We start from the raw sequence: 12,951 nt of genomic DNA, 5'->3' as shown, positions 1-12,951 counted from the left end.
TGTGGCGTTGCGGCCACAGGTCACGGCGGATTGATGCCGGCATCGCGGAAATCCGGAACCGTCCGGCCAGCCATGCTGTTCCGTCGGCACATGATCCGAGGATACGAGCATGCAGACGCATCACTTTCTGTCCGCCGCGGCGGCAGGACTGGTGCTGGTCCTGTCGCCTGCTGCACCTCTTGCCGCGCCCGGCCCGTCGCAGACGCCCGAGCCGGAACTGACGCCGGCGGCAGCCATCGTCGCCCAGTCCGAGCGCCGCGCACCTGAACCGGTGCCAGCCGCTGCCGTCACCGTGGGCGATATCGTCGATCCGCAAAACGTGCATCTGGTGACGCATCCGGGGCGTTACGGTCTCAGCAACGCGCCAAGCGGCCATCGCTATGCCATCGTGAACGGCAATCTGGTCCGCATCGACGCGCAGACCGGCAAGATCATGTCCGTCCTGCGCGCGATCAACGTGCTGGACTGATCCCGGCGTCAGCCGTCCAGCAGCGCGCGCGCGGCGTGCGACGCGGCATCGGTGATCCGGTCGCCCGACAGCATCCGCGCGATTTCCTCGATCCGTTCGGACGGGGACATCGCCTCGACCGTCGAGGTCGTCATGCCGTCCGACACGCTTTTCGCGACCCTGAAATGATGCGCGCCCTGCGCCGCGACCTGCGGCGAATGGGTCACGACCAGGATCTGCGCCTCATCCGCCAGACGCTTCAGCCGCCGGCCCACCGCATCCGCCGTCGCGCCGCCGACACCGCGGTCGATCTCATCGAAAATCATCACCAAGGCATCGTTGCTGCGCGCCAGACAGACCTTCAGCGCCAGCAGAAAACGCGACAATTCGCCGCCCGACGCGATCTTGTCCAATGGGCCCGCCGGCGCGCCGGGATTGGTGGCGACGGTGAAGGCCACGGCATCCCGCCCGTCGGGGCCGGGGTCGGCGGGGGTCAGCCGCGTCTCGAACACCGCGCGGTCCATCTTCAGCGGCGCAAGCTCGGCCGAGACGGCCCTGTCCAGCCGGCCGGCAGCCTCCTGCCGGGAGCGGCTTAGGTCGGCGGCGGCGCGGTCATAGGCGGCATCGGCCGCCTGCGCCGCATCCCGCAGGTCCACGATCTGCGCCTCGCCCGAATCGATGCGGCCAAGGCGGGCGCGCAGTTCATCGGCCAGCCCGGCCAGATCGTCGGCCAGGACGTTGTGCTTGCGGGCCAGACCGCGCAGGGCGAACAACCGTTCCTCGGTCGCCTCCAGCGCGGCAGGGTCGAACTCCATCGCCGTCAGCGCATCCTCGACCCCGCGATGCGCCTCGCCCAGTTCGATCAGGGCGCGCGACAGGGCGGCGATGGGTTCATCCAGCCGCCCGTCCGCACGCTCGGCCGAGGTTTCCAGCCAGCGACTTGCGTCCAGCATCGCGCCCTCGGCCCCCTCGGACCCCAGCAATTGCAGCGCGCGCACCACATCGTCGCGGATGCGTTCGGCGGCCTGCATGGCGCGGCGACTGGTGTCCAGCGCCGCCTCTTCGCCGGGTTCGGGGGCCAGATCGTCCAGTTCGGCCACGGCGTGTCGCAGGAAATCCTCTTCCTCGCGGGCGGCGGCCAGCGCGGCTTCGGCGTCGGCAAGATCCTGTCGGGCCTTGCGCCGCGCCGCCCAGGACCGGCGGACCGGCGACAGATCCAGCGCGCCGAACGCATCCAGCAGCGCACGATGGCCGCGCGGGTTCAGCAGACCGCGATCGTCGTGCTGGCCGTGCAGTTCGACCATGACATCGGACAGGCGGCGCAGCACATCGCCCGCGACGCGGCGGTCGTTCACGAACCCGGTCTTGCGCCCGTCGCCTGCGTTCACCCGGCGCAGGATCAGTTCGTCGTCTTCGGTCGCGATGGCGGCTTCGGCCAGAATTTCGCGCGCGGGATGGTCGGCGGGCAGGTCGAACACGGCTGTCACCTCGCCCTGCGGCGCGCCCTGCCGCACCAGATCGGCGCGCCCGCGCCAGCCCAGCACGAAGCCCAGGCAATCCAGCAGAATGGATTTGCCCGCCCCCGTCTCGCCGGTCAGCACGTTCAGGCCCGGCCCGAACCGCAGGTCCAGCCGGTCGATCAGCAGCATGTCGCGGATTTCAAGGCTTCGCAGCATCGCGCATCACCCGGCGCGTCCTAGCGCGCCATGATCGATTACCATTAAAGCCAACGGCCCTGAATCATCTGCCGATAGACATTGGTCAGCCAGTTGTCGCCTTGCGCCTCGGCCGCCAGACCGCGCCCGCGCAGCTGGCGATAGGCGTCGTCATAGAAGGGCGACGAACGGAAGTTATAGCCAAGGATCGCGCCCGCCGTCTGCGCCTCGTCGGTCAGGCCAAGCGCCAGATACGCCTCGACCAGGCGCAGCAGGGCTTCGGGGGTCTGTCCGGTGGTCTGGAATTCCTCGACCACGACGCGGAAACGGTTGATCGACGCGGCATAGTGTCCGCGCTTGAGGTAATAGCGCCCGATCTCCATCTCCTTGGCGGCCAGATGGTCGAAGGCAAGATCGAATTTCAGGATCGCGCTGCGGGCATATTCACTGTCGGGATATTGCTCGATCACCGCGCGCAGCGCCTGAAGCGCCTGAAAGGTCAGCCCCTGATCGCGCCCGACCTCGTCGATCTGGTCGTAATAGGACAGCGCCAGCAGGTATTGGGCATAGGCCGCGTCCTCGTCGCCGGGATAGGTGTCGATGAACCGCTGCGCTGCACCGCGCGCCTCCTCATAGTTCCGGGCGCGGTGGTTCGAATAGGCCTGCATGATCAGCGCGCGCTTGGCCCATTCGGAATAGGGGTAAAGACGCTCGACCTCGCTGAAATAGAAGACGGCATCTTCGGGCTTGCGGCTGTTTTCAAGTTCGTATTCGCCGCGCTTGTAGATCTGTTCGGCGGTGAAACGGTCCAGATTCGTCTTGTCGCCATCGTCCGAACCAAGCGAGGAACATCCCGCCAGCGTCATCCCTGCAAGCACCGCAGCCATCATGGAAGCCGAGATTTTCGAGCGCGCCATCTTTACCCTGCCCTACGATTCTGACGTGCGGCCGCCCGTTTCAGGCCGTGCTGCCGGCACGTCCTAGCACAGAACATCAGAGGGCGCAAAATGGCAATGCGTTGAATTTCACGCCTGATTTCCATGGGGTCAAAGATCGTACGGCGGCGGTCGCGGTCGCGCGACTCGGGCCCGGCCTCCGCGCCGTTACAGCGCGGCAACCTCAAGCCCGGCCAGATCGCCGTAATGCGCGACACCCGCCCCCGGCAGACGATCCGCCAGCGCCGGCGAACAGGTTTCCCAGGTCCAGTTCGCGGGATTGGCGAACAGCGCCCGCAGCAGCTTGTTGGTCATGGCGTGACCCGCCCGGTGCCCGGTATAGCGCGCCAGCAACGGCGCACCGGCCAGCGCCAGATCGCCCATGGCGTCCAGCATCTTGTGGCGCACAGCCTCATCCGCGTGGCGCAGACCGCCCGGCGACAGCACATCGGCGCCATCGACCACGACCGCGTTGGTATAGGTGCCGCCAAGGGCCAGCCCGCTTTTGCGCATCGCGTCCACATCGGACTGGCGGCAGAAGGTGCGGCTGTCGGCCAGTTCGCGCAGGAACGCGCCGTTCGCCATGTCCAGACGCTTCTGCTGATGACCGATCGCGGCGTCCACGAAATCGATCTGGAATTCGATCTCAAGATGATCGGCCGGGGTCAGCCGCGCAAAGGCCTGACCGTCGCGCACCTCGACCGGGCGCAGCACGCGGATGGCGCGCAGATCGGCCGGTTGCAGCGCGATGCCCGCACGCAGGATGCCGCGCGCGAAGGGGGCCGACGATCCGTCGAGGATCGGGATTTCCGGCCCGTCCACGCACAGCAGCGCGTTATGGATGCCGGTGCCGGCCAGCGCGGCCATGATATGTTCGACGGTGGACAGCGTGACGCCCTGATCGTTCATCAGCAGCGTGCACAGCCGCGACGGCACGACATTGTCCCACCGCGCGGCGATATCGACCGCCGGGTCAAGATCCGTCCGGCGGAACACGATACCATGACCGGCCGGCGCAGGATGCACATCCAGACGCGCAGGGGCGCCGGAATGCAGCCCCACACCCGCGAATGTCACCATTTTTTTCAGCGTTGCCTGCATGATCGTTCCTGCCTTCGTCCGTTCCTTCCAGAATTCAGCGCTCTGGTATGGGATCAGCTAGGCACAAGCGCATGAGCGTTCAATTAACGAATTGTAACGGGGTGAAACAATCGACCCGCTCCCATCTGCAACCTCAGGTGGCGAAGGCTGAAGGCGTTGATTCCACAATGAAAAAGGGCCGCACGGGGCGGCCCTTCAGGTCAGTGTTGCTGACGATTTCGTGATCGGCTCAGTTTGCCTGACGGCGCAGGAAGGCGGGGATCTCGACATTGTCCTGGCCGTTGTCGGGATTGGCCAGATCGTCGAAATCGGTGTCCTGCTGGCGCGCGCGGGCGGCGACGCGGTCGCTGACCCGTTCGGCAATCGACCCGGCGGCGGGCTTGGCGGCGGGCTGGCCGCCCTGATCGCCCGCATGTCCGGCCATCCGTTCCAGCATCCGGCCCAGACCGCTCATCCGGCTTTGGTTGCGGCTGGCCTCGGGGCCCCGCTGCGGCTGCTGCGCGCGGGCGGCGGGTTGCTGCTGCGGACGGCCTTCGCCGTGATGTTCGACGGCGCGGCGCAGGCGTTCCATCACCTCGGGCGCGGGCTGACCGCGCCCCCCTGCCGGCGCGCGGGGCGCGACGAAGTCCGACGCATCGTCCTCGATCCGGACCGCGGCGGGGCGCGCAGCCTCTTTCGGCTGATAGGCGGGCTGCGGCATGTCCTCTTCGGACCGCGCGGCCGCCGGCTGCGAACCCTGGGCCGGACGCGCGTCGGCAGTGGCTGGGGTGCGGCGCGGCGGAACCGGCATGTCGTCTTCGGACGCGGCGGCGGGTTCGTCCTTGCGCGCCACCTGCGGGTTCTGGGTCAGCGGTTCGGCCATGCTGCGGCGCGGTGCCGGAGCATCCTCGACCCCGGCGCTGGCGTCGATGCCGGTCGCCACGACCGAGACGCGAATATTGCCTTCCATCTCGGGGTCCAGCGTCGAGCCGACGATGATGTTGGCATCGCTGTCGACCTTGTCGCGGATGACATTGGCGGCCTCGTCCAGTTCGAACAGGGTCATGTCATAGCCGCCGGTGATGTTGATCAGCACGCCGCGCGCGCCGTTCAGGCTGATCTCGTCCAGCAGCGGGTTGGCGATGGCGCGCTCGGCGGCTTCCTGGGCGCGGTTGTCGCCGGCGGCTTCGCCCGTGCCCATCATCGCCTTGCCCATCTCGTCCATGACCGCGCGCACATCGGCGAAGTCCAGGTTGATCAGGCCCGGACGGACCATCAGGTCGGTCACGCCCTTGACGCCCTGATACAGAACGTCGTCGGCCATCGCGAAGGCTTCGGTGAAGGTGGTCTTTTCGTTGGCCAGCCGGAACAGGTTCTGGTTGGGAATGATAATGAGGGTATCGACGACCTTCTGCAGCGCCTCGACCCCTTCTTCGGCCTGGCGCATCCGCTTGGTGCCCTCGAACTGGAAGGGCTTGGTCACGACGCCGACGGTCAGGATGCCCATCTCGCGCGCGGCCTGCGCGATGATCGGCGCGGCGCCGGTGCCGGTGCCGCCGCCCATGCCGGCGGTGATGAAGCACATATGCGCGCCCATCAGGTGATCGACGATATCCTCGATCGTCTCCTCGGCGGCCTTGGCCCCGATCGAGGGCTTGGCGCCCGCGCCCAGCCCCTCGGTCACCTTGGGCCCCATCTGCACCCGGCTGGTCGCCCGAGAGCCGGCCAGCGCCTGCGCATCGGTGTTGGCAACCACGAACTCGACCCCGTCGAGCTGTTTTTCGATCATGTTGTTGACCGCGTTGCCGCCTGCGCCGCCCACGCCGAATACCGTGATGCGGGGCTTCAGCTCGTCTTCGTCGTTCATCATCAGATTGAGGTTCATGGTGTCCGCCTGTCTTATTCGATGTTCCCGGCGGGCCGGGCTGCCCGCTCGAATCCCCCGTATTAGCTGCAATCGTAACGGCTGACGGCCCTCGCGTCACCCGAAAAACTGGCCGCAACCGCAAAATCTGGCGGTGCGGTCGCGCTGTCTCGGCGGTATCTTGCCAACAGCGCTGAATATGGTGGGCGCGGCAAGGCACCCCCATAGCGAAAGAATCCCGCGATCACCAGTTGTTGCGGAACCAGCGATACGCGCGGCGCAGGCTGCGCGCCGGATAGGCCTCGGCCGGCATCTCGAAGTCCCACCATTCGTCCTGCGGATGCGCGGCGAACAGCGCCAGCCCGACCGCGCTGGAAAAGCTGGGGTCGGTCAGCTGATGCGCCAGCCCGTCGATTCGCAGCGGCCGGCCGCAGCGGATATTCGGGCCAAGGATGCGCGCCGCCAGCCCGTCCAGTCCGGGGATCTGGCTGCCGCCGCCGGTCAGCACGATCTGCTGGCTGGGCATGAAGTCGAACCCCGCGGCATCCAGCACCTGACGCACGTTTTCCAGAATCTCCTCGATCCGGGGCCGCATCACGCCGATCACGTCGGCGCGGCTGACGACGCGGCGATCCGCCTCCCAGTCGCCGGTCTCGCCGCCCACCTCGATCATGTCGCGGTCGTCGCGGCCGGTCGCCTCGACCCCGCCATTCAGTGTCTTCAGCCGTTCGGCCACCGGCAGCGGAACCCGCAGACCCTGCGCGATGTCCTGCGTGACCAGGGCCCCGCCGATTCCAACATTGTCCGAGAAGATCATGTGACGCTTAACGAAAATCGAAACGCCGGTTCCGCCGCCGCCGAAATCCACGCAGGCCGCGCCCAGTTCCTGTTCGTCCTCGACAAGGCTTGCGCGGGCCGAGGCATAGGACGCCGAGGCGATGCCGGCCACTTCCAGATCGCAGCGGCGGATGCACTGGACCACATTGCCCAGCATGTCGCCATCGACGGTCAGCACATGCAGATCGCAGGCCAGCCGGTTGCCGACATGGTCGCGCGGATCGGCCAGACCGCTGCGGTTGTCGACGGCGAAATTCACGGGCTGGGCATGCAGCACCTCGCGACCGCGGCCGAAATCGGGCGTGTCGCAGGCAGCCAGCACCGAGGCCACGTCGTGTTCGGCCACCTTGCCCGATTCCAGCACGATCTCTCCGGCCAGCCCGTACGAGGCGGGGCGACCGCCCGACAGGCAGGCGATCACGTGATCCACCCGCACGCCGGCAAGCTTCTGGGCGGCGGCGACCACGGTGCGGATCGCGCGTTCGGTTTCGGCCATCGTCTCGATCTCGCCGCGCCGCATGCCGCGCGCACGGGTCGAGGCGGCGCCGATCACCCGAAAATTCGCCTGCCCCGCCATCGGCCCGACACCGTCGGTTTCGCGGAACGTGCCGGTGCCGTCGAATTTCAGCACCAGACAGGCGATCTTCGAGGTGCCGATGTCCAGAATGCCGATCACGCCCCGTTGCAGGGCCGCCCGGCGCATGTTCCGCATCGCCCGCTGCGTCTGATACAATTCCGCCATCGCCGTCTCAGCCCCCCTTCCTGTCTTTTTCCTCAAGAATGTTCCCGTCCGGCCCCAGCAAGGGCTTGCCGCGCGCCTGCCGGATCGTGTTGCGCGCGTCGATCCCCAGTCGCAGGACCGGCCGCGTCGGATCGCGCAGATCGACCACGCTGACATCGCGGCCCAGCATGTCCTGCGCCCGGTCCAGCGCGATCGCCGCCTCCAGCGCGATCACCGCGCCCTCCTCGGGCAGCATGATGCGCTGGCCGTGATCCAGCACCACATCCCACCGGCGCAGGCCGCGGCGCACCAGCCCCCGCAGCCGCGGCAGGATCGGCCCGGCCGCGTCGATCAGCTGCAACGCCTCGGCCGTCATCAGATCGGCGCCGTCGCCCGCGATCAGCGGCAGGTCGGGCCGCACCTCGCGCGAGGTGACGCTGGCGACGCGGTGGCCGCCGCGGTCCAGGATCTCGATCCCGCGCGCATGGCGCCACAGCAGCGCCGGTTCGCGTTCGGTCACCACCGCCGACAGGATGCCGCCCGGCTTGATCCGCAGGTCGATCGAATCGATGGCGTCAAGCTGCATCACCTGCAACCGCAGCGCCGGCAGGTCGATATCGAAGCTGGAAGCCGGCAGATCGACCGGCAGCATCGCCCGCAGCGCCTTGTCCACCACCGGCGAGGCGCCTTCGACCGTCATCATGCGGACCTGGAATTCCTCGCGGCTTTGCACCTTGTCGACCAGTGCTGTGACGCCGCCGGTCAGCGCCGCGCGACGATCCTGATCCGACAGCCACAGCCCCGCGGTCATCGCGATCAGAAAGGCCGGCGCGCCCACGCGCACAAGCCGGCGATAGAACGGGCGCAGCCACATCCGTTCCAGCCGGTATTTCAGCCGCGACGGCGCGGGGTCGCGCCGGGCGCGGTGCCGCTGCGGCGCGTCGTTGCGTGCCTCGGCGCGTGCGGCGGGGCGGTGATCGATCACGTCCGACACAGCGCATCCTCCACCATCCAGCGCATCAGGTCGGGAAAGCCGATCCCGGCATGTGCGGCCTGTTCGGGCGCCAGCGAGGTGGGCGTCATGCCGGGCTGGGTGTTCACCTCCAGCAGGATCAGCCCGTCCAGACCGCGCGCCTCGTCCCACCGAAAATCGGTGCGGGTCAGCCCCCGGCATCCAAGCGCCGCATGGGCGCGCACGGCATAATCCAGACAGGCGTTCGCGATCTGGGCCGGAATCCGGGCCGGGATCACGTGGCGCGAGGCGCCCGGCGTGTATTTGGCGTCGTAATCGTACCAGCCGTCTGTGACGATCTCGGTCACGCCAAGCGCGCGGTCGCCCAGAACCGTCGTCGTCAGTTCGCGGCCGGGCGCATAGGTTTCGACCATGACCCGCGCGGGCATGGTTTCGGCCAGTTGCGGCGGGCCGTTCGCCGCCTCGTGGACGATATAGACGCCGACGCTGGAGCCTTCGTCATTCGGCTTGACCACATAAGGGGGCGGCAGGACGTGGCCGGCGCGCACATCGGCGGCCTCGGCGATCACGCTGGCAACGACCGGCAGTCCGGCATCGCGGAACGCCTGCTTGGCGGCGGTCTTGTCCATCGCCATGGCCGAGGCCAGAACGCCGGAATGGGTATAGGGCAGACCCAGCCATTCAAGGATGCCCTGCACGCAGCCATCCTCGCCCCACTTTCCGTGCAGCGCGTTGAAGACGATGTCGGGGGCAACGCGGGTCAGCCGGGCTGCGACATCGTCGCCCCGGTCCGGTCCCAGTTCGATCTCGATCACGTCATAGCCCGCCACACGCAGCGCCGCCGCGCATTCGCGGCCCGATGACAGTGACACCTCGCGCTCGGCCGAGGGGCCACCCATCAGAACGGCTACGGTATGGGCTGTCCTGCTCGACCTGCCCGCCACGTTTTCGCCTCGTTCGCCCGGTTTTTCCGGGCTTGATTGGTAGATGCGCGGCCGGGTTCGTCCCGATCCTGCGCCTGTTCCTGCACGATAGCCGCAAAGCCCCGATCGCAAAAGGGCAATTTTGTCTGCCGGCGCAGAATGTCGGCCTAGGGGCGGTCGGCGTCGTCCGGCAGCGGATCGCCCACGCGGATCACCTCCCACTGCAAATCGTGGCCGCTGTCCTCGTGCACGCGGCGGCGGACCAGTTCGCCCAGGGCCTCAAGCTCGGCCGCGGTCGCGCCGCCGGCGTTCAGCAGGAAATTGGGATGCTTTTCAGACATCTGCGCACCGCCCCAGCTGTGTCCGCGCAGGCCGGCGCGGTCGATCAGCGACCATGCCTTCAGGTCGTGATCGTCGTCGTCGCGGCCGGTCGAGCTGAAGCCTGCGGGGTTGCGGAAGGTCGAGCCGGCGCTGCGTTCGCGGGTCGGCTGGCTTTCGTCGCGGCGGGCCAGCTGGTCGGCCATCTTGCGGTGCAGCGCGTCGGGATCGCCGGGCGCGGCGCGGAACACGGCCTCGGTGACGACGGCGCCCTCGGGCAGGTCGGAATGGCGATAGGCGAAGTTCAGATCCTGCGGCGTCAGCACGATCCGGCGGCCGTCGCGGGTGACCGCCTGCGCCCGGACCAGATGGTCGGCGACATAGCTGCCATAGCAGCCCGCATTCATGCGCACGGCGCCGCCGATACTGCCCGGAACGGTGCGCAGGAAGGTCAGGTCCAGCCCGGCATCGGCGGCGCGCCGGGCCACGTGCGCGTCCAGCGCGGCGGCCCCGGCAATCACGGTTTCGCCTTCGATTTCAATGCTGTTGAAGCCGCGGCCCAGCCGGATCACGACGCCGCGGATGCCGCCGTCGCGCACGATCAGGTTGCTGCCCACGCCGATGGGAAACACCGGCACGGCGGGGTCCAGCGCGGCCAGGAAATCGGCCAGATCGGCGGGATCGGCGGGTTGGAACAGCCAGTCGGCCGGGCCTCCGACGCGCAGCCAGGTCAGGCTGTCAAGCGGACGGTTTTGGGTCAGCATGCCGCGCGGGCTGGGAAGATCGAACGTCATGGCCAAGCTGGTAGCCACCGTGGCGCAAGGCGTCAATATCGCGGCTTTGCGCAGGTCCGGCAACGGCTGCGCGCGTTGCGCAACGGCGGGGCGGCGGGCGGCGGGGCGTGGCGGCCAGCAAATGCTGGGGTTTTGGCCGCACATGGCGTGCACCGGGGCGGCACCGCGCAGACACAGCGCGTACACCGCTTGCGCGCGTTGCGTCTGGAAACGGTCAGGAAACGGCCGCCCGACCGCGCCCCCGTCCGGGTCCGCAAGGCGGGTGCGCCCTGCCCGCTTGTCGTCGCCGGGCGCGGCGGCTATGCACCGGCGGCGGCGGTGCATGTGAGGCAGAAGGCAGGACGGAATGGAGATTCTTCTGGTTGGCGCGGGGCTGTCCGGCGCGGTCATCGGACGCAGGCTGGCCGAGGCCGGCCATCGCTGCCGGATCATCGACGCGCGCGACCATGTCGGCGGCAACTGCTTTACCGAACGCGACGCCGATACCGGGGTGATGGTGCATGTCTATGGCCCGCATATCTTTCACACCGACGACGCCGAGGTCTGGGAGTATGTGAACGGCTTCTCGGATTTCATGCCGTTCCAGAACCGGGTCAAGTCCACGACGCAGGGCGCGGTCTATTCGCTGCCGGTGAACCTGCTGACGATCAACCAGTTCTTCGGCAAGACGATGCGTCCCGACGAGGCGCGCGCGTTCATCGCAGCACAGGCCGACACATCCATCGCCGATCCGCAGAATTTCGAGGAACAGGCGCTGCGCCTGGTCGGGCCGGCGCTGTATGAGGCGTTCTTCAAGGGCTATACCGAAAAGCAGTGGGGCTGTTCGCCCACGGAACTGCCCGCCTCGATCCTGAAACGTCTGCCGCTGCGGTTCAATTACGACGACAATTATTTCTTCCACCGCTTTCAGGGGATGCCGACCGACGGCTATACGCCGATGATCGCGGCGATCCTGGATCATCCGAACATCACGGTCGAGCTGGGCACCGCATACGCGCCCGACATGGCAGGTGCCGCCGATCATGTCTTCTGGTCCGGGCCGCTGGACGGGTTTTTCGGCTATGATCTGGGGCGGTTGGGATACCGCACGCTGGATTTCGAACGCTTCACCCATGACGGCGATTATCAGGGTTGCGCGGTGATGAATTACGGCGACCGCGACGTGCCCTGGACCCGGATCACCGAACACAAGCATTTCAGCCCGTGGGAAAGCCCTCCGGGCAGCGTCTGTTACCGCGAATACAGCCGCGCCTGCGGGCCGGACGACATCCCCTATTATCCGATCCGGCTGGTCGAGGAAAAGGCGCTGCTGGGCGATTACGTCGCCCGCGCCGAAAAGACCCGCGGCGTGACCTTTGTGGGGCGTTTGGGCACCTATCGCTATCTGGACATGGATGTAACCATCCGCGAGGCGCTGGACACGGCCGATCTGTTCCTTGACCGCGCCGCCGGCGGCGGCGACATGCCGGCCTTTGCCCGTTAGCCGCTGTGATGCGCCCCTAGTCGACCTGCGCGATGGCGGGCCGGAAGGTCAGCCCGCGCAGGATCGCCGCATAGATCCGGCGCCGCAGCCTGCCCGGAACCTGCCCCGCCCGCATCTGCGACCGCACGCCCCAGAAAAACGCCGCAACCCCCGGCAGACCCTGTTCGCGCCGCCGGAACGAGGTTTCGTTGCGTGCGCCGTATTCGAATTTCCACAGGCTTTTCGGCGTCACCAGCCCGTAATTCACGCCCTTGTTTTCGGGCGTGTCGTGGATCACCCGGCTTTCGGGCACGAAGATCCCCGGATAGGACCGCGACAGGCGGCGGGTATATTCGGCGTCGTCGAACCAGATGAAATACTCGGCAATCGGCAGACCGTGCGCGGCCACCGCCCAACGCGGGATCAGCACCGACACGAAGGAACAGCTGTTGACCAGCGCCCACGCCTTGCCCGGCGACACGAAGCGCGGCCAGTCCCAGGCCGGGCCGGGGGTGTTCATTTCGCACATGGTGTTGTCGATCCATTCGACGCGCGAACAGGCAAAGCTGGGACGCCAGCCGTTTTCCGTCTCGAACGCGCCGATGGCGTCCAGCAGTTTCTGGATCGCGTCGGGCTGCGGATAGGCGTCGTCGTCGGACACCCACAGATAGCTTGACCCGGCGGCATAGGCGGCCTTGATCCCCTCGTGGAACCCGCCGGCGCCGCCGACATTCTTCGGCAGGCCCAGATAGCGCAGATTGGGCATCGTGCGCGCCCGCGCCGTGACACGTTCGCGGGTATCGTCGGTCGAGGCGTTGTCCACCACGAAGATCAGGTCGGGCATCAGGGTCTGCGCCGCAAGCGCATCCAGAACCCGCATCAGCTTGTCCGAGCGGTTATAGGTCACGATCACGGCGGCGGTGCTGGTCAGGGTCTGCATC

At 67.6% G+C, this 12,951-nt stretch carries 11 protein-coding genes; 2 read left to right on the top strand and 9 right to left on the bottom strand.

Annotation, left to right across the window (positions count from 1 at the left end):
- The first annotated feature begins 109 nt into the window (after positions 1–109).
- On the top strand, positions 110–469 hold the full coding sequence (locus JHW45_RS05290) for an RcnB family protein (protein ID WP_272859894.1): 360 nt from the start codon (positions 110–112) through the stop codon (positions 467–469).
- An 8-nt stretch (positions 470–477) separates the two neighbouring features.
- On the opposite strand, the gene recN is transcribed toward JHW45_RS05290, so the two are convergent.
- From recN to murB, 8 genes are all read right to left on the bottom strand, one after another.
- Positions 478–2,124, bottom strand: coding sequence for a DNA repair protein RecN (recN, locus tag JHW45_RS05285; protein ID WP_272859893.1), 1,647 nt, complete (start codon positions 2,122–2,124; stop codon positions 478–480).
- Between the two features lie 44 nt (positions 2,125–2,168).
- Positions 2,169–2,969, bottom strand: coding sequence for an outer membrane protein assembly factor BamD (locus JHW45_RS05280; RefSeq protein WP_272860549.1), 801 nt, complete (start codon positions 2,967–2,969; stop codon positions 2,169–2,171).
- 237 nt (positions 2,970–3,206) lie between these two features.
- Positions 3,207–4,139: a UDP-3-O-acyl-N-acetylglucosamine deacetylase gene (lpxC, locus tag JHW45_RS05275; protein ID WP_272859892.1), complete on the bottom strand. Its 933-nt coding sequence runs from the start codon at positions 4,137–4,139 to the stop codon at positions 3,207–3,209.
- Positions 4,140–4,368: 229 nt separating this feature from the next.
- Positions 4,369–6,003 (bottom strand): cell division protein FtsZ, encoded by a 1,635-nt coding sequence (gene ftsZ, locus JHW45_RS05270; protein WP_272859891.1) that lies wholly within the window; start codon positions 6,001–6,003, stop codon positions 4,369–4,371.
- 223 nt (positions 6,004–6,226) lie between these two features.
- Positions 6,227–7,561 carry a cell division protein FtsA gene (ftsA, locus tag JHW45_RS05265; protein WP_272859890.1) on the bottom strand — a complete coding sequence of 445 codons (1,335 nt, stop codon included), beginning with the start codon at positions 7,559–7,561 and terminating at the stop codon, positions 6,227–6,229.
- Positions 7,562–7,568: 7 nt separating this feature from the next.
- The gene (locus tag JHW45_RS05260; protein ID WP_272859889.1) at positions 7,569–8,534 is read right to left on the bottom strand and encodes a cell division protein FtsQ/DivIB; all 966 of its coding nucleotides are present in this window, start codon (positions 8,532–8,534) and stop codon (positions 7,569–7,571) included.
- A complete protein-coding gene (locus tag JHW45_RS05255; RefSeq protein WP_272859888.1) occupies positions 8,522–9,412 on the bottom strand; it encodes a D-alanine--D-alanine ligase in 891 nt (296 codons plus the stop codon). The genes JHW45_RS05260 and JHW45_RS05255 overlap by 13 nt, the downstream gene beginning before the upstream one ends.
- A gap of 191 nt (positions 9,413–9,603) precedes the next feature.
- The gene (gene murB / locus JHW45_RS05250; RefSeq protein ID WP_272859887.1) at positions 9,604–10,548 is read right to left on the bottom strand and encodes a UDP-N-acetylmuramate dehydrogenase; all 945 of its coding nucleotides are present in this window, start codon (positions 10,546–10,548) and stop codon (positions 9,604–9,606) included.
- 346 nt (positions 10,549–10,894) lie between these two features.
- Between murB and JHW45_RS05245 the strand changes: the two genes are divergently transcribed.
- Positions 10,895–12,031 (top strand): UDP-galactopyranose/dTDP-fucopyranose mutase family protein, encoded by a 1,137-nt coding sequence (locus tag JHW45_RS05245; protein ID WP_272859886.1) that lies wholly within the window; start codon positions 10,895–10,897, stop codon positions 12,029–12,031.
- A gap of 16 nt (positions 12,032–12,047) precedes the next feature.
- Here the strand turns inward: JHW45_RS05245 and JHW45_RS05240 are convergent, their stop codons facing one another.
- Positions 12,048–12,950, bottom strand: a complete 903-nt coding sequence (locus JHW45_RS05240) for a glycosyltransferase family 2 protein (protein WP_272859885.1) — start codon at positions 12,948–12,950, stop codon at positions 12,048–12,050.
- Position 12,951 lies beyond the last annotated feature (1 nt).

This window comes from Paracoccus stylophorae (assembly GCF_028553765.1).
GTDB classification, from domain to species: domain Bacteria; phylum Pseudomonadota; class Alphaproteobacteria; order Rhodobacterales; family Rhodobacteraceae; genus Paracoccus; species Paracoccus stylophorae.
The sequence above is the reverse complement of the archived record's forward strand: the minus strand, read 5'-3'. Positions and strand labels throughout refer to the sequence as shown.